The 20,678-nt window shown below is 68.7% G+C and carries 16 protein-coding genes; 5 read left to right on the top strand and 11 right to left on the bottom strand.

Annotated elements, in window-relative coordinates; translation table 11 throughout:
• From K228_RS0103960 to K228_RS0103950, 3 genes are all read right to left on the bottom strand, one after another.
• Positions 1-894, bottom strand: a complete 894-nt coding sequence (locus tag K228_RS0103960) for a carbohydrate ABC transporter permease (protein WP_025617241.1) — start codon at positions 892-894, stop codon at positions 1-3.
• The gene (locus K228_RS0103955) at positions 891-1,787 is read right to left on the bottom strand and encodes a carbohydrate ABC transporter permease (RefSeq protein ID WP_025617240.1); all 897 of its coding nucleotides are present in this window, start codon (positions 1,785-1,787) and stop codon (positions 891-893) included. The genes K228_RS0103960 and K228_RS0103955 overlap by 4 nt, the downstream gene beginning before the upstream one ends.
• Before the next feature lie 104 nt (positions 1,788-1,891).
• Positions 1,892-3,133: an ABC transporter substrate-binding protein gene (locus tag K228_RS0103950; RefSeq protein ID WP_025617239.1), complete on the bottom strand. Its 1,242-nt coding sequence runs from the start codon at positions 3,131-3,133 to the stop codon at positions 1,892-1,894.
• 305 nt (positions 3,134-3,438) lie between these two features.
• Here K228_RS0103950 and K228_RS0103945 point away from each other — a divergent pair, with 305 nt between their 5' ends.
• On the top strand, positions 3,439-7,722 hold the full coding sequence (locus K228_RS0103945; protein WP_025617238.1) for a GH92 family glycosyl hydrolase: 4,284 nt from the start codon (positions 3,439-3,441) through the stop codon (positions 7,720-7,722).
• Between the two features lie 140 nt (positions 7,723-7,862).
• Here K228_RS0103945 and proC read toward each other — a convergent pair whose 3' ends face one another.
• The 3 genes from proC to K228_RS0103930 form a co-directional block, all read right to left on the bottom strand.
• Positions 7,863-8,681: a pyrroline-5-carboxylate reductase gene (gene proC / locus K228_RS0103940; protein WP_025617237.1), complete on the bottom strand. Its 819-nt coding sequence runs from the start codon at positions 8,679-8,681 to the stop codon at positions 7,863-7,865.
• A 66-nt stretch (positions 8,682-8,747) separates the two neighbouring features.
• Positions 8,748-9,776, bottom strand: a complete 1,029-nt coding sequence (locus K228_RS0103935; RefSeq protein ID WP_012014478.1) for a 6-phosphofructokinase — start codon at positions 9,774-9,776, stop codon at positions 8,748-8,750.
• Between the two features lie 187 nt (positions 9,777-9,963).
• Entirely contained in the window at positions 9,964-10,485 is a 522-nt protein-coding gene (locus K228_RS0103930) for a polyadenylate-specific 3'-exoribonuclease AS (protein ID WP_025617236.1), read from the bottom strand.
• A 261-nt stretch (positions 10,486-10,746) separates the two neighbouring features.
• Here K228_RS0103930 and K228_RS0103925 point away from each other — a divergent pair, with 261 nt between their 5' ends.
• From K228_RS0103925 to K228_RS0103915, 3 genes are all read left to right on the top strand, one after another.
• On the top strand, positions 10,747-11,439 hold the full coding sequence (locus K228_RS0103925) for a Crp/Fnr family transcriptional regulator (protein WP_012014480.1): 693 nt from the start codon (positions 10,747-10,749) through the stop codon (positions 11,437-11,439).
• A gap of 192 nt (positions 11,440-11,631) precedes the next feature.
• On the top strand, positions 11,632-12,432 hold the full coding sequence (locus K228_RS0103920) for a hypothetical protein (RefSeq protein WP_025617235.1): 801 nt from the start codon (positions 11,632-11,634) through the stop codon (positions 12,430-12,432).
• A gap of 150 nt (positions 12,433-12,582) precedes the next feature.
• Positions 12,583-14,001 (top strand): alpha,alpha-trehalose-phosphate synthase (UDP-forming), encoded by a 1,419-nt coding sequence (locus tag K228_RS0103915; RefSeq protein ID WP_025617234.1) that lies wholly within the window; start codon positions 12,583-12,585, stop codon positions 13,999-14,001.
• A 15-nt stretch (positions 14,002-14,016) separates the two neighbouring features.
• Here the strand turns inward: K228_RS0103915 and K228_RS0103910 are convergent, their stop codons facing one another.
• The 5 genes from K228_RS0103910 to K228_RS0103885 all read right to left on the bottom strand — a co-directional run bounded on the left by K228_RS0103910 (position 14,017) and on the right by K228_RS0103885 (position 18,744).
• The gene (locus K228_RS0103910) at positions 14,017-14,832 is read right to left on the bottom strand and encodes an alpha/beta hydrolase (protein ID WP_025617233.1); all 816 of its coding nucleotides are present in this window, start codon (positions 14,830-14,832) and stop codon (positions 14,017-14,019) included.
• 52 nt (positions 14,833-14,884) lie between these two features.
• Positions 14,885-16,291 (bottom strand): flavin-containing monooxygenase, encoded by a 1,407-nt coding sequence (locus tag K228_RS0103905; protein ID WP_025617232.1) that lies wholly within the window; start codon positions 16,289-16,291, stop codon positions 14,885-14,887.
• Between the two features lie 327 nt (positions 16,292-16,618).
• Complete coding sequence (locus tag K228_RS0103895) at positions 16,619-17,575, bottom strand: ROK family glucokinase (protein ID WP_188116160.1); 957 nt, start codon at positions 17,573-17,575, stop codon at positions 16,619-16,621.
• 60 nt (positions 17,576-17,635) lie between these two features.
• Positions 17,636-18,259: a hypothetical protein gene (locus tag K228_RS0103890; RefSeq protein WP_025617230.1), complete on the bottom strand. Its 624-nt coding sequence runs from the start codon at positions 18,257-18,259 to the stop codon at positions 17,636-17,638.
• A 41-nt stretch (positions 18,260-18,300) separates the two neighbouring features.
• Complete coding sequence (locus K228_RS0103885; RefSeq protein WP_025617229.1) at positions 18,301-18,744, bottom strand: SRPBCC family protein; 444 nt, start codon at positions 18,742-18,744, stop codon at positions 18,301-18,303.
• 126 nt (positions 18,745-18,870) lie between these two features.
• Between K228_RS0103885 and K228_RS0103880 the strand changes: the two genes are divergently transcribed.
• Complete coding sequence (locus K228_RS0103880) at positions 18,871-20,670, top strand: AMP-dependent synthetase/ligase (RefSeq protein WP_033776492.1); 1,800 nt, start codon at positions 18,871-18,873, stop codon at positions 20,668-20,670.
• Positions 20,671-20,678: the final 8 nt, after the last annotated feature.

Genomic DNA, 20,678 nt, shown 5'->3' with positions numbered 1-20,678 from the left:
TCAGCTCTTCACCGATCCCGCCATGAGCCCACCAATGAACCAGCGGCCCAGGAATACGTAGACAACCAGAGTGGGCAGTGAGGTGATCAACGCTCCGGCCATTGAGGCCGCGTAGTCGGGGGACTGAGCTCCCGCGAGCGCATTGAGCGCGATCGTGATCGGCCCATTCCGGGTGTTGGACAAGAAGATCGCAAACAGGTAGTCGTTCCACGCCGAGGTGAACTGCCAGATCACGGCGACCACGAAGCCCGGAATCGACACCGGCAGGATGATCGACCGGAAGGTGCGGAGGAGACCCGCACCGTCGACCCACGCGGCCTCGACCATCTCCACCGGCACCGTGGTGGCGTAGTAGTTACGGAAGATGAGCGTGCAGATCGGGATGCCGTAGACGCAGTGCACGAAGATCAGCGTAGGAATACCGGGCGCGATACCGAGGGTGCTGACCACATCCCGCAACGGAACCATCACCGCCTGGTAGGGGATGAACATCCCGAACAGGATCAGGGTGAAGACGATGTCCGCACCGGGAAAGCGCCACCGGGACAGGACGAAACCATTCGCCGCACCGAGCAGCGAGGAGATCAACGCGACCGGAATGGCGAGCTGGAAGGTCCGGACGAACGACGGGCCCAGGGCCGTCCACGCCTTGGCCCACGATTCGGTGGTCCACTGCTCGGGCAGACTCCACTGCCCGTTCACACCGATGTCGGAGCCCGACTTGAAGCTGGTCACGACGAGGACGTACGCCGGCATCAGAACGATGAGCAGGAAGAGCAGCAGCAGCCCGTACCGAAGGGTGCGTCCGACTACCCCAGCGGTGGGGCCGCGACGCTTTCGGGGCGGCGCCGCGACGGCCGGTGGGGGCGTCCGCCGGGTGGTCGTGGTGGTCACGAGCGTCGCTCCGTTCTCATCGTCTGCACCAGGTAGGGCACGATGACCAACGCGACCAGCAGCAACAGGATCACCGAGATCGCCGAGGCCTTGGCATAGTCACTGGTCAACAGGGTCTGCCAGACGTAGACGGCCGGCACCTCGGTCAGCCACTGGGCACCGGAGACAGACATGATCAGGTCGAACATCTTCATGGACATGTGCCCGACGATGATCAACGCAGAGAGCGCCACCGGGGTCAGCTGCGGAAAGAGGACCCGCCGGTAGAGCTGGAAAGTGCTGGCGCCGTCGACCGCGGCCGCCTCGCGAAGCTCCGCCGGAATGCCGCGGAACCCAGCCAGGAACAGCGCCATGACATAGCCGGAGAGCTGCCAGATCGCCGGGACCGCCATGGCGACCATGCCCCATTCTGGGTCGGTCCACCAAGAGTTTTGCAGGAAGTCGAGATTCAGCTGTCCGAAGATCGCGTTCAGGCCACCAGCGTCGTCGCCCTGCCCGGAGTTCATCAGCCATCGCCAGACCACACCGGAGGCAACGAACGAGACCGCCATGGGGAACAGGTAGACGGTTCGGAACAGCCCCTCCGCCCGGACCCCGCGCTCCAGGAGGAACGCCCAGAGCAGGCCCAGCAGCATCGTGCCGAGCAGAAAGACGACGGTAAAGATCAGCAGATTCCGCAGCGAGTGCAGGAACCGGCCGTTGATGTCGTTGGTGAACAGATCGACATAGTTACTCAGGCCGACGAATCCGTCCGACTCGGCGGCGCTGTGCCGATCCGACATCGAGACCTTTATCGTCCAACCAATGAGACCGTAGACGAACACTCCAAGCAGGAGTAACGAGGGGGAGATCAGCAGAAGGCCGGGTCCCCATCGCCGGACGCGAGTGAGCATGGCAGATTCCTGGTGGGTTCGGACGGACGAGTGTCAACCGGGACCGGTAACCGCACGACCGCGCGAGAGCGCCAGCCGTGCGGTTACCGAAACTGCGAGCCGTGCTAGTTCTTGCCGAGCGCGGCGGCGGCGGACATCGCCTTCTGCAGACCCGCCAGGTCCTGGTCGCTGGAGAACTTGCCGATCGCGGAGTTCGCCGCCTCCATGGCGCCCTGCGAGCAGGCCGCACCGTGGGCGCAGGACGGAACCTGCGTGCCGGTCTTCCACGCCTGGATTGCCGACTGCTGGTAGGCGGGGTAGTCGGCCTCGGTGACATCGGTACGGGCGGGGATGGAGCCCTTCTTGATGTTGAACGCCTGCTGCCCCTCCGCGCTGCCGACCGTCTTCAGCCAGCACTTGGTGCCCTCGGGGTTATCGACCCCCTGCGGCAACACGAAGGAGTCGGCGAGCCACTGGAAGGTGTCCCCGTTACCCGGGAACGCGATGTAGCCGAAGTCGGTGAAGCCCTTGGTCTCGAAGTCGCCCGGCGCCCAGTCCCCCATCAGGAAGAAACCGGCCTTGCCGTCCATGAGGAGCTTGCCGGCGTCGGTCCAGTCGTAGGTGTCCCGATCCCCGTTGGTGTAGCTGAGCAGCCGCTTGTAGTTCTCCAGGCCCTGGGTGACCTCGGGGCTGTTCCAATCGGTCGCACCGGTCCAGAGGCCGGTGAAGCCCTCCGGGCCGAGGTCACTGATCATGACCGCCTCCAGCAGCATCAGCTGGGACCAGTCCTTGCCAATCGCGAGCGGCGCGCCGATGCCCGCGCTCTTGAGCGTGTCGAGCGCGGCGAAGAGCTCGGCCAGCGTCGTCGGCTCGGCCGTGATCCCGGCGTCGGCCAGGACCGCCTTGTTTGTCCAGAGCACGTTCGACCGGTGGATGTTCGCCGGCACCGAGTAGACCTTGCCGTCCACGCTAAGGTTGTCGATCAGGCCCGGCGGCAGCGCCTCGGTGAGGCCCCACTCCTCGTACAGGTCGCTGAGATCCTCGATCTGGCCAGCCGCGATGTAGTCCGACAACGCGGCACCGGCGTGGGCCTGGAAGGTGTCCGGCGCGTCGCCCTGCTGGAGCCGGGAGGCCAGCACCTGCTTGGCGTTCGAACCGGCGCCGCCCGCCACCGCCCCGTTCACGAACGAGTAGTCGCACTGCTCGTCGAAGGCGGCGACCAGACCGTCGAGGCCGGCCTTCTCGCCCCCGTCGGCCCACCAGGTGAAGACCTCCACCTCCTGGTCGGCCCCGCTGTCGGCACCACCGCAAGCGGCGGGCGACAGCAACGCGAGCGCCCCAACCGCGGCGACGGCCGCCCTACGCATCTTGCCCATGGTTCCTCCCGCTAGGGATGACATCGTTGTCTTAGGGCCACAACACTTTCGTTGCGGCCAGTTCTCGTCAACGTCGACCAAGCCACGAAAAAGTAACGATGACATCACGAGATGATCCGCCAAAAGGCGCTTAACTCTCCTATTGCCGCCACCCTGACCGGATGATCGTGAACCGCATCACAGGATAGGCGCTAGAGACCCTCATCACCTATTGACAACGTTGTCTCCTGCCGACACGCTTTCTCCGACCATCAGGCGTGACCCCCCTCACGCCTGGCGACCCCCTGGAGGATCACGTGGGCAGACACCGGAGGGCGATCGCCACCGTGCTCGCGGTTGGCCTGGCGATACCGGGCACCCAACTGCCAGCAGCGGCGGCACCGCCGCTCGACACCAACTTCTTTTCCTCGTTCGACTCCGACGATTCGCAGCCGACGTGGACCAACACCGTGGAAACCGACGCGGCCGGAAAGCCCAAGATGTCCGGGGTAACCGGAAACCCAAATTCCGGCGGAATCCCCGGCAGCATCAATGACACGATTGTCGATGTAACCGCCAACGGCGACAACCCGCCCAACGAAACCGTCCGGCGAGTCATCGACGGTGACGCGTCCACCAAGTGGCTGGTCTTCGAGCCCACCGGCTGGATCCAGGCCGAGCTCGAGACACCAGCGACCGTGGTGCACTACGCACTCACCTCCGCCAACGACGCACCGGAGCGGGACCCGCAGGACTGGGAGCTACAGGGCTCGACCGACGGCGACACCTGGGTCACCCTGGACACCCAGACCGGGCAGGACTTCCCCGAACGGTTCCAGACCAAGGAGTACCGGTTCAGCAACGACACCGAGTACGCGCACTACCGCCTGGACATCACGGCCAACCACGGCACAGACATCGTCCAGCTGGCAGATCTCCAGCTCTCCAACGGCGACACCACGCCCAAGCCGCCGACACCGATGTACAGCGTCGTCGACAACGGGCCCGCGGGAAGCCCCACCGCCAAGGCCAACGCCGGCTGGACCGGCAAACACGCGCTGCGCTACTCGGGCGGGCAGACCGTTGACGGACGCGGCTACGCCTACAACAAGATCTTCGACGTTGACATCGACGTCACCCCGACCAGCGAGCTGTCATACCTGATCTTCCCCGAGCTGACCCAGGGCGATCTCGACTACCCGAGCACCTACGCCGCGGTCGACCTGGCCTTCGACGACGGCACCTACCTGAGCGACCTGAACGCGGTTGACCAGTACGGGTTCGGTCTCCATCCATCGAAGCAGGGGACCACCAAGTCGCTCTACGCCGACCAGTGGAACATCAAACGAGCCTCCCTCGGTGACGTGGCCGCGGGCAAGCGGATCGACCGGATTCTGATCGGGTACGACAGCAGCACCGGCCCCGGCGCCTTCCGCGGCTGGGTGGACGACATCCGGGTGACCGGGAGCCCCGAGCGCCCCACCTACGACCGGCTCTCCGACTACGCATTGACCACCCGCGGTACGAACTCCACCGGAGACTTCTCCCGGGGAAACACCTTCCCGGCGACCGCGGTGCCGCACGGCTTCAACTTCTGGACGCCGATGACCAATGCCGGCTCGAACAGCTGGGTCTACCAGTACCAACGGGACAACAACGCCGACAACCGGCCGACGATCCAGGCGTTCACCGCCAGCCACGAGCCCAGCCCGTGGATCGGTGACCGGCAGACCTTCCAGGTCATGCCGTCGGCGGCCAGCGACAAGCCGAACGCCAACAGGACGGCCCGGGCGCTGGCCTTCCAACATGCCAACGAGACGGCCAAGCCCCACTACTACGGCGTGACCTTCGACAACGGGCTCAAGACGGAGATCGCTCCCACCGACCATGCCGCGATGTTCCGCTTCACCTTCACCGGGGACCGCGGGAATCTGATCTTCGACAACCTCAACAACCAGGGTGGTCTGACCCTCAACGCCGACGGCACCGTGACCGGCTTCTCCGACGCCCGGCTGGGCAGCGGCGCCACCCGGATGTTCGTCTACGGCACAGTGGACCGCCCCGTCGTCGCCCACGGCGGGTTGACCGGTGGTGGCGGCGACGACGTGACCGGCTACCTGGCCTTCGACACCTCGACGTCGAAGGTCGTAACACTGCGGATCGCAACCTCGCTGATCTCCCTCGACCAGGCTCGGAAGAACCTGGCGCTGGAGATCGCTGAGAACGACACCTTCGACACCGTCCGCGACCGCGCCCAGGACCTCTGGGACGACAAGCTCAAGGTCATCGAGGTCGAGGGGGCTACCGACGAACAGCTGGTGACCCTGTACTCCAACCTCTACCGACTCTTCCTCTACCCGAACTCCGCGCACGAGAACGTCGGAACCGCGGACGCTCCGGTGTGGAAGCACGCGGTGCAGTCGTCCACCTCGAGCACCCTTCCGCCGGGAACCACCCCGACCGAGACCGGTGCGGACGTGGTGGCCGGAAAGGTGTACGTCAACAACGGCTTCTGGGACACTTACCGCACCACCTGGCCGGCGTACGCGCTGTTCAACCCCACCACCGCCGGTGAACTCGTTGACGGCTTCGTCCAGCAGTACCGGGACGGTGGTTGGGTGTCGCGGTGGTCGGCCCCCGGCTACCGGAACCTGATGACCGGCACCAGCTCGGACGTCTCGTTCGCTGACGCGTACGTCAAGGGGGTACGCAACTTCGACGTACGGGACGCGTACGACGCGGCGGTACGCAACGCCACCGTCGTGCCGCCCGGGAACGCCAACAACAGCAGCGTTGGCCGGAAGGGCCTGCAGGAATCGATCTTCGACGGGTACACCTCGACCGCGGTCTCCGAAGGCGTCTCCTGGGCGCTGGAGGGCTACATCAACGACTTCGGCATCGCGAACATGGCCGCCGAGCTGGCCGAGGACCCGGAGACCCCGGAGGCCGACCGGTCCCGTTACCGGGAGGAGGCGGAGTACTTCCGCAGCCGGGCGCTGAACTACGTGCACACGTTCGACCCCGCGATCGAGTTCTTCCAGGGACGTAACGCGTCCGGGCAGTGGAAGTCGACGCCGGAGACGTACGAGCCGCACGTGTGGGGGCACGAGCACGACTACACCGAGACCAACGGGTGGAACTTCGCCTTCCACGTTCCGCACGACGGCGAGGGCCTCGCCAACCTGTACGGCGGACGGGAGGCGCTGGCCGAGAAGCTGGACGAGTTCTTCGCCACGCCGGAGACGGGGACCTTCCCCGGCTCGTACGGCCGGATCATCCACGAGATGCGGGAGGCGCGGGACGTCCGGATGGGCATGTGGGGCTTCAGCAACCAGGTGTCGCACCACATTCCCTGGATGTACAACTACGCCGGCCAGCCGGCCAAGACGCAGAAGATCGTCCGAGAGGTGCTGTCCCGGCTGTACATCGGCAGCGAGATCGGCCAAGGGTACGCCGGGGACGAGGACAACGGCGAGACCTCGGCGTGGTACCTGTTCAGCGCACTGGGCTTCTACCCGCTCCAGGTGGGTAGCGAGAACTACGTGATCGGCTCACCGCTGTTCACGAAGGCCACCGTGCACCTGGACAACGGCAAAAAGATCGTTGTCAACGCGCCGAACAACAGCGCCGACAACGTCTACGTGCAGGGCCTCAAGGTCAACGGGAAGCCGTACCAGCAGACCTCGATCTCACACGAGGTGCTGGCCGATGGCGCGGTGCTGGACTTCAACATGGGCTCGCAACCGTCCTCCTGGGGCAGCGGCGAGGAGGACCTCCCGCCGTCGCTCACCGCCTCCGGTGAGACACCCCGACCGATGTCCGACATCGCGGTGACCGGTGGTCCGGCGGCGCTGGCCGACAACACCTCCACCACCTCGGCTCCGGTGGCGGCGCCGGTGCAGTGGGCGGTGGTGGGCGCCCCGGAGCGGGTCCTGCACTACACCCTCACGTCGGGGCCGGACACCGGGACCGACCCGGTGGGTTGGCACCTGCAGGGCTCCTACGACGGGGACACCTGGACCACCATCGACAGTCGCGCCGGTGAGGAGTTCACCTGGCGACTGCAGACCCGGTCCTTCGCCGTAGACCGGCCCGGGCGGTACCTGCACTACCGGCTCACGCCCGAGAGCCGCGACTCCGTCCCCGTCCTCGCCGAGGTCGAGCTGCTCGCCACGGCGTCACCGGAGTGCACGAAGACGGTGAGCGGCAACGTCAAGGGCCCTCTGAAGATCGACTCCGGGGTGACGTGCCTGTCCGAGGCGACCGTCAAGGGGCCGGTGACGGTGCGCTCCGGTGCCGCGCTCTACGCGGTTGACTCGACCATCTCCGGTCCGGTGGCCGCCAACGGGGCCGAGGCGGTGGTGCTCCAGGAGGTCCAGATCGGTGGGCCGCTGACGGTGTCCCACGTGACCGGCGAGGTGAGCATCGAACGCACCAGCGTCGCCGGGCCGACGGTCCTGACGCAGAACCAGGCGCCGGTGATCGCGGCGGGGTCGGTCGGCGGACCACTGTCGTGCTCTCAGAACACCGTTGCGCCCACCGACAACGGCGTGCCGAACTCGGTGCAGGGACCGACCTCCGGGCAGTGTAAGGACCTGTGACGATTCCGGGGCCGGCCGCTGCACAGTGGCCGGCCCCGCTACCGGCCCCGAGGGTGCCCCTCGGGGCCACCTTCGTCCCGGTGGCCGTCAACGCGGCCGGTCTGCTCCCGGCGCCGCGTCCGACCGGTGTCCGTTGCCGCTCAGTCGGCCTGGGCGGCCAGCTCCCCGGCCCGGTCCCGGGCCGCCTCCAAGGCGGCCAACAGCGCCGCCCGCACCCCGTGCTTCTCCAACTCGCGGACGGCAGAGATGGTGGTGCCGGCGGGCGAGGTCACCGCCTCCCGCAGCTTTACCGGGTGCTCACCGGAGTCGCGCAGCATGACCGCCGACCCGATCGCGGTCTGCACGATCAACTCGTGGGCAACCTGCCGGGGCAGGCCAAGCAGGATACCCGCGTCGACCATCGCCTCAACCAGCAGGTAGAAGTACGCCGGCCCGGAACCCGACAACGCGGTCACCGCGTCCTGCTGCGACTCGGGGACCCGCAGGGTCCCGCCGAGCGGGGTGAACATCTCCTCGGCCAGGGCCAGGTGCGCGCCGGTGGCGTGCTCCCCGGCGGAGATCGCCGACATCGCCTCGTCAACCAGAGCCGGAGTGTTGGTCATCACCCGCACCACCGGGGTGCCGGCGGCCAACCGCCGACCGAAGAAGCTGGTGGGCAGGCCAGCACAGAGCGAGATGACCAGCTTGTCGGCCGGAATCTTCGGGCCGATCTCGTCCAGCAACGCGGCCGCGTCCTGCGGCTTGACCGCGATCGCGAGCACCTCGGCCTCGGCCACCGCAGTGTGGTTGTCGACCATCCGTACGCCGTAGCGAAGGGCCAGTTCCTCGGCCCGTGCCTGCCGCCGGGTGGTGGCCAGCAGCCGCTCCGCCGGCCAGCCCGAGCGCAGCAGGCCCGAGAGCACCAGCTCGCCGATCTTGCCGGCCCCAATAACCGCGACCGGGTGCACGGTATCCGCCATCGCCGTACCCCTTCCAGCGTAGGCCGGTGCGCGGTGGGCCGGGCCCACCGCGCACCGGCGCAACGGTCAGCTACCGAAGAAGACCTCGGCCTCGGCGTACCGCTCCAGCGGCACGGTCTTGAGCTCGCGGGTGGCCTCGGCCAGCGGCACGCGAACGATGTCCGTGCTCTGCATCGCCACCATCTTGCCCCAGTCCCCCTCGTGCACGGCGTCGATCGCCTGGAGACCCAGCCGGGTGGCGAGCACCCGGTCGAAGGCGGTCGGGGTGCCCCCGCGCTGGATGTGGCCGAGCACGACGGTACGGGCTTCCTTGCCGGTCTTGGCTTCGAGCTGCTCGGCGAGCCACTGGCCGACGCCACCGAGGCGGACGTGGCCGAAGGCGTCCAGCTCCTGGTTGTGCAGGACCATCTGCCCCTCGAGCGGGTGGGCGCCCTCGGCGACCACGACGATCGGGGCGTACTGGTGCTGGAAGCGCTTCTCGACGTAGCCGGCGACCTGGTTCACATCGAACTGCCGCTCCGGCAGCAGGATCACGTTGGCGCCACCGGCGAGACCGGCGTGCAGGGCAATCCAGCCAGCGTGCCGACCCATCACCTCGACCACCAGGGTGCGGTGGTGGCTCTCGGCGGTGGTGTGCAGCCGGTCGATAGCCTCCATCGCGATGTTGACCGCGGTGTCGAAGCCGAAGGTGTAGTCGGTGGCGCCGAGGTCGTTGTCGATCGTCTTCGGCACGCCGATGACGTTGACGCCGAGTTCGTGCAGCTTGGTGGCGACACCGAGGGTGTCCTCGCCGCCGATCGCGATCAGCGCGTCAACACCCTGCGTGGCGAGGTTCTCCTTGATCCGCTCAACGCCGTTCTCAATCTTGAACGGGTTGGTCCGGGAGGAGCCCAGGATCGTACCGCCACGCGGCAGGATTCCCCGCACCTCTGCGATCCCCAGCGGGCGAGAGAGCCCCTCGAGCGGGCCCTTCCAGCCATCCCGGAAGCCCACAAACTCGTGACCGTAGTTGGCCACGCCCTTGCGGACCACCGCCCGGATGACCGCGTTGAGACCGGGGCAGTCGCCGCCGCCGGTGAGCACGCCGATACGCATGATCTGCTCATCCTCCTGGGAACATTGGGTAAAGCCCGGTTAAGCCCCAGGATATGTGTCGAAACAGACCATCGGCGCCATTGCCGGCCCGGGGCGGGCCGTCATTGCGAACTGTAGTCCCGTCCGCTATGCGCCGACACCGCACCCCGGCTACCAGGCGGTAGCCAGTCCCCGGAGCGGTATCTGATCAACGTCGACCCGATCCGGTCCGACCCGGTCCGGTCATGGCCTGCCACCGAGCCAGGTTGTGTCGCGCGTCCACCAGCGCGTCGTGCCGAGCCGCGTCCGCGTCCGGCAGCGGCGGACGACCCCGGTCATCCCAGAGCTGGCGCAGGTCCTTGGTGAAGCGCGGGATCTGACGAGGCAGTGCCGTCATCGCCCCCCACAGCTGCGCCAGCGACACGTGATCGTACGCCGCGTACCACGCCCACAGCTCCAGCTGCTCGCCGGGGCGGCCCCGGACCGGCTCCAACAGGAACTCCTCCAGTTCGTCCCGGATCCGCGCGCGGGACCGCCAGGCCCGATCCGCCGGCGACGGCAACTGACTCAGCACGTTGCGACGCACCCAGGACACCGCCCGGGAGTCGTCGAACTCGGTGGAGACAGCGTAGAAGTCACGGCCGTACTCATCGACGACGCCGATCGACACCAGGTCGATGGTGCGGCCATCCTCGATGAACTCGCAGTCATAGAAGTAGCGATAAACCATCACCGCCATCCTGGCGTACGCCGCCAGGACCGGACCAGGGTGGGTGCCGCCCGCCGGAGCGCTCCGCGTCCTCGCAGGTCAGAACTGGTATCGGAAAGGTCTCGAAGGTCACGCAAACGAATTGAGGGGTGTACAGCAAGCGACCAGGCCGTCATGATCTGATGTGTACCGCTACCGGAGGCGTCGGAGCACCTTGGCAGTCCCTGTCAGGTTCACCCGGTGAGCGAGTCAGGGGTCCTTGACCGGGGGAGGGGTTGGGCCGTGGAGGTGCGCCTACCGGAGCCGGGTGACGCGCTCACGGGCGTCGAGATGTTCGCCGGCCTCGAGCCAGAAGCCCGACAACGAGTAATCGCGGCGGCGGTGCCACGCACCTACCGCAAGGGGCAGCTGCTCTTCGTGGAGAACGACCCGGGCGAGTCCCTGATCGTGCTACGCCGCGGTGCGGTGGCCGTCTTCCGCACGGCTCCCACCGGTGAGCGGGCAGTGCTGTCGGTGATCCGGCCGCCAGAGGTGCTGGGCGAGGTCTCACTGCTGGACGCCTCCACCCGGTCGGCATCCGCCGAGGCAATCGAGGACTGCGCGGCCCTCGCCCTGTCCCGGGGCGCCTTCATGGAGTTGGTGCACTCGAACCCGCGCATCCTTGACGCGGTGATGCGCTCCCTGGGCAGCCTGATCCGCCGGCTGACCGAGCAGAACGCCGACCATGTCTTCCTCGATCTGCCCGGAAGGGTGGCCAAGACGCTGGTCCGCCTGGCCGGTGAGAGCCAGGCCCCCATGATCACCATTGAGCTCAACCAGAGCCAGCTCGCCGAGATGGCCGGCGGCTCCCGGCAAAGCGTCAACCAGGCGATCGGCTCCTTCGCCAGTCGGGGCTGGCTGCGCACCGAGGGGCGCCGGATCGTGGTGACCGACGTGGCGTCGCTACGCCGCCGCGCCGGCATGAGCGAGCGCTGACGGCACGTACGATCGGGTCCGGGGCGGGCGATCGGCCCCGGTCGGGCTCGCCCGGCGACCGCTCCGATCGCAAGACGCGACCGAACGCACTCCCGCAACCGGTCCCCGGCGTGTCACGATTCAAGACACGGCGGGCACAGACGCCGAGAGGCTTCGGGAGCGCGCCCCGGCGCGCGATGAGGAGGTTGTCCGGTGTCAGCGGGTGGGGCCCGCCGGGGACGGCGGGACAACGGGATCGACGCAAGCGAGTACGCGGTCGCCGGTGATGTGGATCCCCGGGTCGGTGAGCACCTTTTGGACGTGCTCGCCGCCGGTGGCATCGCCGCCTACCTACAGCCCTCGGCCGACCTCAACCCGGTCACCCGCACCACCACAGTCCCACCCCGGCCGATCGACCGGCTGTACGTGGACCGCTCCCACCTGCGAACCGCCCGGGACTATCTGACCCAACTCGCCGACGAGGGCGCCACCGACCGAGCCCGGGACAACGAACCCGACATCGAGGCCGAATGGGCCCGGATAGTCGCCGGGTTCCACACCACCTCCGCCAGCGGTGGTGACAACCGGTGGCCCGCCGCAGAAGACGTGGACGACGACCGGGCCGGCCGGACCTCCACCGACACCCGGCGACTGCCCTACGCAGCGGACGTCTCCGGCGTCTCCGTCAGCCAGGAGCGGGAGGAGGAGCCGTCACTCCTCGACGGGTTGGACACCTTCGGCGCGGACCTGCCCGACGACGACGAGGACGCAGAGCGGTACACGCCGCCCCCGCCCCCACCGTTGCCCCGCATCTCCAAGTACGCCGCGCTCGGCATCCTGGCCATCCTGGTCGGCTTCCTGCTCTTCCTCTACCCGCCGCTACTTCCGGTAGACCCGGGGATTGTCACCCTGCTCGGCTTCACCGGCATCCTGGCCGGCTTCGTCACCCTGGTCTGCCGGCTCCGCCCCGGCGACCGGGACGAACACGACCCGGACGACGGCGCCGTCGTCTGAGCTGATCCAGGGAACCCACCCCGAAGCTGGTACGTAACATTGGTGTAACTTACGGTTAGTAGGAATACTGCTGTCCGTCATTCCCCCTCCGCCGGCTGCCGGCCCTACCCCCCTGTTGCGGCGGTCTCCGGCAGATCGGAAACGTCCGAGGTGCGACAGAGTTCCCTGGTGGTGGTCGCCAACCGCCTCCCCATCGACGACAGTACGGCGCCCGACGGTGCCTGCGAATGGCGCCGCCGCCCCGGCGGTCTGGTGAGCGCCCTACACTCCCCGCTACGGCAGACACCCGCCACCTGGGTGGGGTGGGTGGGCGGCACCGGGCCGGCACCGGCGCTGCCCGACGTTGACGGTGTCCGGATGCGCACGGTGCCGCTCACCGCTGACGACCTGCGTGACCACTACGAGGGCTTCGCCAACGCCACGCTCTGGCCGCTCTACCACGACGCCGTCGAACAGCCGGAGCACCACCGCCGCTGGTGGGAGGCCTACCAGCGCGTCAACCAACGGTTTGCGGCGGCCGCCGCCGAGGTGGCCGAGCCCGGTGCCGTGGTCTGGGTGCAGGACTACCACCTACAACTCGTGCCCGGCCTGCTCCGGGCGCTCCGTCCGGACCTACGAATCGGCTTCTTCCTCCACGTGGCGTTCCCGCCGCCGGAGCTGTTCATGCAGCTCCCCCGGCGAGCCGAGCTCCTGCGGGGAATGCTCGGTGCCGACCTCGTCGGCTTCCAGCGGGCGCAGGCGGCACACAACTTCGCCCAACTCGCCGACCGGGTGCTCGGGCTGCCGGCCACCGACCACCGAATCGCCGTTGACGGCCGGATCGTGCGCATCGGTTCGTTCCCGGTCTCCATCGACACCGCCGAGATGGCCGCCCTGGCCGATCGGCCCGACGTCGCCGACCACGCCAGCCGGCTTCGCCGTGACCTGGGCAGCCCGGAACACGTGATCCTCAGCGTCGACCGGATGGACTACACCAAGGGCATCGAGCAGCGCCTGAAGGCGTACAGCGAGCTGATCGCCGACGGGCACGTCAAGGTACAGGACACTGTCCTGGTTCAGGTGGCGGTGCCCAGCCGCGAGCGGGTGGGGCAGTACCAGATCCTGCGCAAACGGGTGGAGCGCGAGGTCGGCCGAATCAACGGCGAGTTCGGCCGCGTCGGCGAGCCGGCCATCCACTACCTGACCCAGCCCTTCGACCGCGCCGAGTTGGCCGCGCTCTACCGGATCGCGGACGTGATGGCGGTGACCCCGCTGCGGGACGGCATGAACCTGGTCGCCAAAGAGTACGTAGCCGCCCGGGTAGACGACACCGGCGCGCTGCTGCTCAGTGAGTTCGCCGGCGCCGCCGCCGAGCTACCCCAGGCGTACCTGGTAAACCCGCACGACCTGGAAGGCCTCAAGCAGGGCCTGCTCGCGGCGCTCCGGGCCCAGCCGGATCAGGTCCGCGCGCGGATGCGAGAGATGCGGACGCACCTACACCAGCACGACATCCACGCCTGGGCTCGCTCCTACCTGGCCGCTCTTGACCAGGACAGCGCCCTGCTCAGCCGACTCGGCACAACCCGCTGACCGACCCACCCGGGCTCAGCCGCCGGACGGCTCCTTCTCCAGCCAGTCGAGGATCGCGTCGATCGGTTCCCGCCACCCGGCGTCCAGCATCAGGTCGTGGCCCATGCCGGGAAAGAACAGCGGCGCCGAGGCGTACCGTCGGGCAGCCCGGGTGAGCGCCGAACGCGGCACCACCCGGTCCTCCGGGCTGCCGAGCACCAACACCGGTGGGTCGCCCACAGCCGGCTCGGGCTCCCGCCCGAACAGCAGCTGCCACTGGGCACGTCGGGCGGGACGGCCCAGCCGGGATAGGTGCCGCCGCGCCTCATCCGGGGACAGTTCCGGACCGAACAACTGGGCGCGGCTGTACCGCAGCCGGCCACCAACGAGCGCGGGCAGCGTACCCAGGGGGTTACGGCGCAGCGCCGCTACCGCCGTTGCCCAACCACCGAGGACCGGGGCCACCAACACAGCGGCGCGGGCCGGGTAGCGGGCCAGGGCGTGCGCAACCACCAGCGCCCCGGCACCATGCCCGACCAGCACCGCCTGGCGGGGCAGCCCCGCGGCCGCCTGCACCACGTCGTGGGCGTACGCCCGCAGCGTGGCCTCCGGTGCCGGCCCGCTGCCAGACTGCCCACGCAGACTCAACGCGTACCCGGAAAAGCCGCGCTCGACGGCATGCCCCAACCAGTGCTCGGCGAACGCCCACGCGCCGTGACCGAAGCCAGGGACGAACAACAGCGGCGGTCGGCCCTCATCTAGCCCGGGGACGGCCTCGAGCACCTCGCGCCGAACCGGACGGACCGGGCGAGCCCACTCCCGCCCCCGGATGACCCGTACCTGCTGGCTCACCGGATAAACCCTCCGCTCGCGACTGCGGGGCTCGCAAGCTCACTCCTCGCACTCACTTGGCCTCCAGGTTGTGCAGGGCGCGCTGCAGGGCGCGCAGGTAGTCGGCGTGACCGACCTCGAACCAGTGCCGGCTGCTCTCCTTGACCGGCCCGGCGTAGCGCTCCCCCGCCCGCGCGGTCACCGTGGCGGCGAAGGCTGCCGCCTTGCTGGGCCGGGTCTCCCGCAGTCGCAGCAACCGGGCGAAGAGCACACTCTGCCAGTGGGACAGCGGGAAGACGCCGGAATCCGGCTGTACCAGGCCAGCCACGGCGAGCGTCGGATGATTCGGCACAAAGGCGTTGAGCCACAGCGCCGGACGCCCGGTCATGCCATCGTCGCCAAGAATCTTCGGGTCGAGAAACTCGAACCGGGGCAGGTAGCCGGTGGCGAACACGACTAGCTCCGGGTCGACCTGTCGGCCGTCCGCCAACTCGACGGAGTCTGGGTGGAAGCGGACGGCGTCCGGCACCGGAGTGACCCGGCCATGGCTCAGGTAGTAGACAAGTTGACTGTTCACGATCGGATGCGTCTCCAGCATCCGGTGGTCGGGCCGCGGGAGACCGAAACGGGTCAGGTCCCCCACACTCGCCCGGAGGAGGCGGTGAAAGAGCCACTGGCGGAGCCGCCGGGGCAACCGCAGCGCCAGCAGCACATCGTTGAGCTGGTCGGCCGGACGGCCGAGGAGATACTTCGGCGCGTACCAGTAGCCACGGCGCGTGGAGTGCCAGCAGTGAGCGGCCTGCTGGGCGGCCTCGGCAGCGATGTCGCAGCCGGTGTTGCCGGCACCGACCACGAGCACGCGTCTGCCCCGCAGCTGCGCCGGATCCTGGTAGGCCGCGGCGTGCATGACATCACCGCGGAACTCGGCAAGGCCCTCGTAGTCGGGCAGCTTCGGTGACCAGTTGTGGCCGTTGGCGACCACGACCGCGGCGTATCGGGAGGTCCGCTCCGGGCCGTAGCCACCGGTGCTGCGGGTCGTGACGTCCCACCGGTCGCCGTCAACCGGCTCGACCCGCACCACCTCCGTGCCGAACCAGACGTGCCGGCGCAGATCGAAGTGGTCCGCGTACCGCTCGAGATAGGAGAGCAGTTGACTGTGATGCGGGTAGTCCGGCCAGTCGTCGGGCATCGGGAAGTCGGGGAACTGGGTTAACGGACGCGACGAGATCAGGTGCGTGCTGGCGTAGACCGGGCTGCGGTCGTGCCGCCAATTCCACACCCCGCCGACTCCGGTCTCCCGCTCGTAGCAGTCGACACCGAACCCGTGCTCGGTCAAATTCTTGATCGCGGTCAGCCCGCTCGGGCCCGCCCCGATCACGCAGACAGTCTCACCACGGTCGGAGACGGAGCGGCCGTCACGGTTAAGGTCAAGAGTGCTCGACTCCGGGTCGGGCCGGCCGTGATCGGTGGAGGTGGTCACCGAGGCATCTCCTTAGGTGCGGCACGGATGCCGGGTCGCGCAGCATCCTGCCCACATCGGATGCCCAATGTCCAGCCCATCCGCCCGGCTGTCAGTCGGGCGCGGGCAGTAGCAGGTCGGCCAGGACCAGGCGGGTGCACCGGCCGCCACCACCGCCCGCGCCGACCCATCCGGCCCCTCGTTCAGATCCGCCCCGCGCCGACCGGGAGTCACCCGTCGCGCCGTGATCTGGATCACCGCCGCCGGGTCGTCCCGCCGACCGTGGATGCTGTACAACCCCGACCTGCGGCGGCGCTGGGTCGCCCGGCGCTGGTGTCGGCCTGCGTCCTAGATCTGACGGGCGAGATCGGCAGCGCCGATAAGACCGGCGTTGTTGCCGAGCTTGGCGGGACAAATCTGCGCCACCGGCAGCCGGCCCCGCTGCGCGAGCGCCTCGGTATAGGAGGAGCGGGCCGGTCCCAGCAGCAGTTCACCGGCTTCGACGACGCCACCGCCGACCACCAACACCTGCGGGTCCAGGATCTGCGCCAGGTCGGCGAGGCCGCTGCCGAGCCAGTGGCCGACCTGGGCGAAGGCCTCGGTGGAGACCAGGTCGCCGTCCTGTGCCGCGGTGGTGATCATCCGGCCGGTGATCGCGTCAACGTCGCCACCGGCACACGTCAACAGGGCGGCAGCGCGGTGCGGTTCCTGGCGGGCTGCGGCTCGGGCGAAGCGCACCAGGGCGCTCCCGCTGGCGTACTGCTCGATGCAGCCCAGCCGGCCGCAGCCGCACTGGTGCCCGTCCGGCACGGTGAGCATGTGTCCCAGCTCGGCAGCGATGCCATGCGCGCCCCGCACCAACTCGCCGCCGAGCACGATGCCGCCGCCAACCCCGGTGCCGATGGTGAACATGACCATCGAGTCCTCGGCATCGCGGGCCGCGCCGTAGCGGAACTCCGCCCAGGCGGCCACGTTGGCGTCGTTCTCCACGATCACCGGCAGGTTGGTGGCTCCGTTGACGAACTCGCGCAGCGGCTCGTCCCGCCAGGCGAGGTTCGGGGCGAAGAGCACAGTTGAACGACTGGCGTCGATCCAGCCGGCCGCGCCGATGCCGACCCCCTCGATCGCCCGGCCCTCGGCCAGCTCTCGAGTCACCTCGACGATGACGTCACAGGTCTTGCCGACATCATCCGCGGGAGTGTCCCGTCGGGTCTGCACGAGCACCGTGCCCGTGTCGTCCACGACGCCGGCTGCGACCTTCGTCCCGCCGACGTCCACTCCGATGGTCAGCGTCACCGCTGCCACTCCCCTCTGCTGTACTGCCCGGCCCGCGGGCTTTACCCCGGTCGGGTCGGGGGTGCTGGGTCAGGCCCCTCGGGCGCTCTCGCCCATGTCGCCGGGTGCCCGGGCGGCGGGCACCACGGGACGGTCAGCCGTCGCCGGTACCTTCTCTGTCGCGGCCGACCCGGCGACGTTGACGGGCGGTGCGGCGGCCGGGCTGGGGGCCTCCTCCGCCCGAGTCGCGGCGGACCAGGCATCCCCCTCGGGCGCCGACGGAGAATCATGCCTGCTCCGGGTGGCTGCCTGCCACACCGGGGTTGGCATCTCCGGTGCCGCGGTTTCCGCGGTGGGGTCCGCCGCCGAGGCGGGGGCCGACTGCGCCGAGGCGAATGCCCGGAGCAAGCTCGCCACTCCGGCAGCCAGATCACCGGCTCCGGTGGCGAGCCGCTCGGCGAATTCCGGACTCGGGTCCCGTAAGGCGACAATCGCCCGGCAGAGCGGGCAGATGCAGCATTCCGCCGTACCGGTCGACAGACCGGCACCGGTCGAACTCCCGGCGTGACCAAGAACACTCGAGACAATCCCACCGAGCGGATCCCATGAGGTGCCACCCTCCGCGCCAGCTGCGGAGAGCCGCGCCGCGGCCAACAGAGTCGCGACCAGTCGTTCCGCCTCTTCCCGGGCCGAACCCGGATCCGTTGCCCCCATGGTCGGCTCCTCTATCGAAACGGCCGCGTTACTGCGGCACGTCAGGTGCTTTCTACCCGGCGCTTGAGCTGCTTCAACGCGGCTTCCATGATCATTCTCTCAGCCTTGCGGCGGAACATCCCAAGCATCCCGACCGACAGCTCGACCTCCAGCGTGTAGGTCACCGTGGTCGTGCCGTCGGCGTTGCCCACCAGTTCGTACGAACCACGCTGGGTGCGCTGCATTCGGGAGGGCGCCGCCAGGTGCCACCCGATCCGGCTGAGGTCGTCTGCGTACTCGTAGACCAGCACATACTCGTCCGCCAGAACGCCGGCGTCGAGGGTGAACCGCACCTGGCGGGCGTGGCCGTCGGCGTACTCTTCGAGAACCTCCACCTGCCGCAACGCGTCGGTCCATTCGGGGTAGCGGGGCAAGTCGCAGATGACCGCCGCCACCCTTTCCGGTGCCGCACCGATCGTGATCGACTGGATGGAGGAGTCCGCCATGGGGGGAGGCTACCTGGCCATGTGACGAACCTGTCTGCACCACCCGCCGCGTTGGACGGGTAGGTTGCGACAGAGCCGACCGTGAGGGCGGCCTGCCCGGCCAGCGTGAACACGAGGAGAGTGCAGGTGCGCGAGTTCTCCGTCCCACCGATCGTCACCGTCGGCGACTCGGCCAATCTAACCGATCCGGTCTGGGAAAACGCTGAGGTGGCCCCAGACGTGGTGCAGTTCATCCGTGCGGGTGCCGACGACACCTGGGTCGACGTTACCTGCCGGCAGTTCCGCGACGAGGTGGTCGCGGTGGCACGCGGCCTGGTAGCAGCCGGGGTACAGCCCGGCGACCGGGTCGGGCTGATGAGCCGCACCCGGTACGAGTGGACGCTGTTCGACTACGCGATCTGGGCCGCCGGCGCGATCACCGTGCCGATCTACGAAACCTCCAGCGCCGAGCAGGCCGCCTGGATCCTGTCCGACTCGGGGGCGGTCGCCATCCTGGTGGAGACGGACGCGCACGCCGAGCTGGTCGCCGGCATCCGGGACCGGGTCCCCGAGCTGGCAAACGTGTGGCAGATCGACCTCGGTGCGATAGACGAGTTGGTCACCGACGGCGAGTCGGTTGACCCGACCGAGATCGAGCAGCGGCGCGCGGCCGTACGCGCCGACGACCTCGCCACCATCGTGTACACCAGCGGCACCACCGGCCGCCCCAAGGGGTGCATGCTGACCCACCGCAGCATGTTCGCCGACGTGGCCAACGCCGTGCCGGTGCTGCCCAACCTGTTCGGCCCGGGCGCCTCCACCCTGCTGTTCCTGCCGCTCGCACACGCCTTCGCCCGGCTGATCCAGGTCGGTGTGGTGCAGGCGCGCGCCACGATGGCCCACTGCCCGGACACCAACGACCTGCTCCCCCGGTTGCAGACGGTTCGCCCCACGTTCGTGCTCTCCGTCCCCCGGGTCTTCGAGAAGGTCTACAACAGCGCCAAGCAGAAGGCAGAGGCGGCCGGCAAGGGCCGCATCTTCGCCCGCGCCGAGGCCGTCGCCATCGCCTACAGCGAGGCGCTGGAGACCTCGACCGGGCCCGGTTTGGCGCTCCGGGTGCAGCACGCGCTCTTCGACCGACTGGCCTACCGCAAGCTGCGGGGCGCGCTCGGCGGACGGTGCAGCGACGCGATCTCCGGTGGTGCGCCACTCGGCGCGCGGCTCGGACACTTCTTCCGTGGCGTGGGGGTGACCATCTACGAGGGGTACGGGCTGACCGAAACCTCCCCCGCCGCCTCCGCCAACCTGCCCGACGCCATCCGGATCGGCAGTGTCGGCCGCCCGCTGCCCGGAGCGACCATCCGGATCGACGACGACGGCGAGGTCCTCATCGCCGGAGATCTGATCTTCAAGGGCTACTGGCGTAACGAGGCCGCCAGCGCGGACGTGCTCACCACCGACGGCTGGTTCCGCACCGGCGATCTGGGCCAGCTCGACAACGACGGCTACCTGCGGATCACCGGCCGGAAGAAGGAGATCATCGTCACCGCGGGCGGCAAGAACGTCGCTCCGGCGGTCCTTGAGGATCAGGTCCGGGCGCACCCGCTGGTCAGCCAGTGTGTGGTGGTCGGCGACCGGCAGCCCTTCGTCGCGGCGTTGGTCACCGTGGATGAGGAGGCGCTGCCAGCATGGCTGGCGGAGGCGGGCCTGCCCGCGAACACCCCGGTCGAGCAGCTACGCGAACATGAGGGGCTGCGGTCCGAGATCCAGTCCGCGATCGACACGGCCAACCGCGCCGTGTCCCGGGCCGAGGCCATCAGAGTCTTCCGGATCCTTCCCCGGGACTTCACCGAGACGACCGGCGAGCTGACCCCGTCCCTCAAAGTAAAACGACAAATAGTGCACAAGTCGTACGCTGCTGAAATCGCTGATATCTACCGAAGCTGACTACCATC

The sequence above is a fragment of the Salinispora cortesiana genome (genome assembly GCF_000484695.1).
Classification (GTDB): Bacteria; Actinomycetota; Actinomycetes; order Mycobacteriales; family Micromonosporaceae; genus Micromonospora; species Micromonospora cortesiana.
Note: the sequence above shows the minus strand (reverse complement) of the source record. Positions and strands in the feature narration are given on the sequence as shown.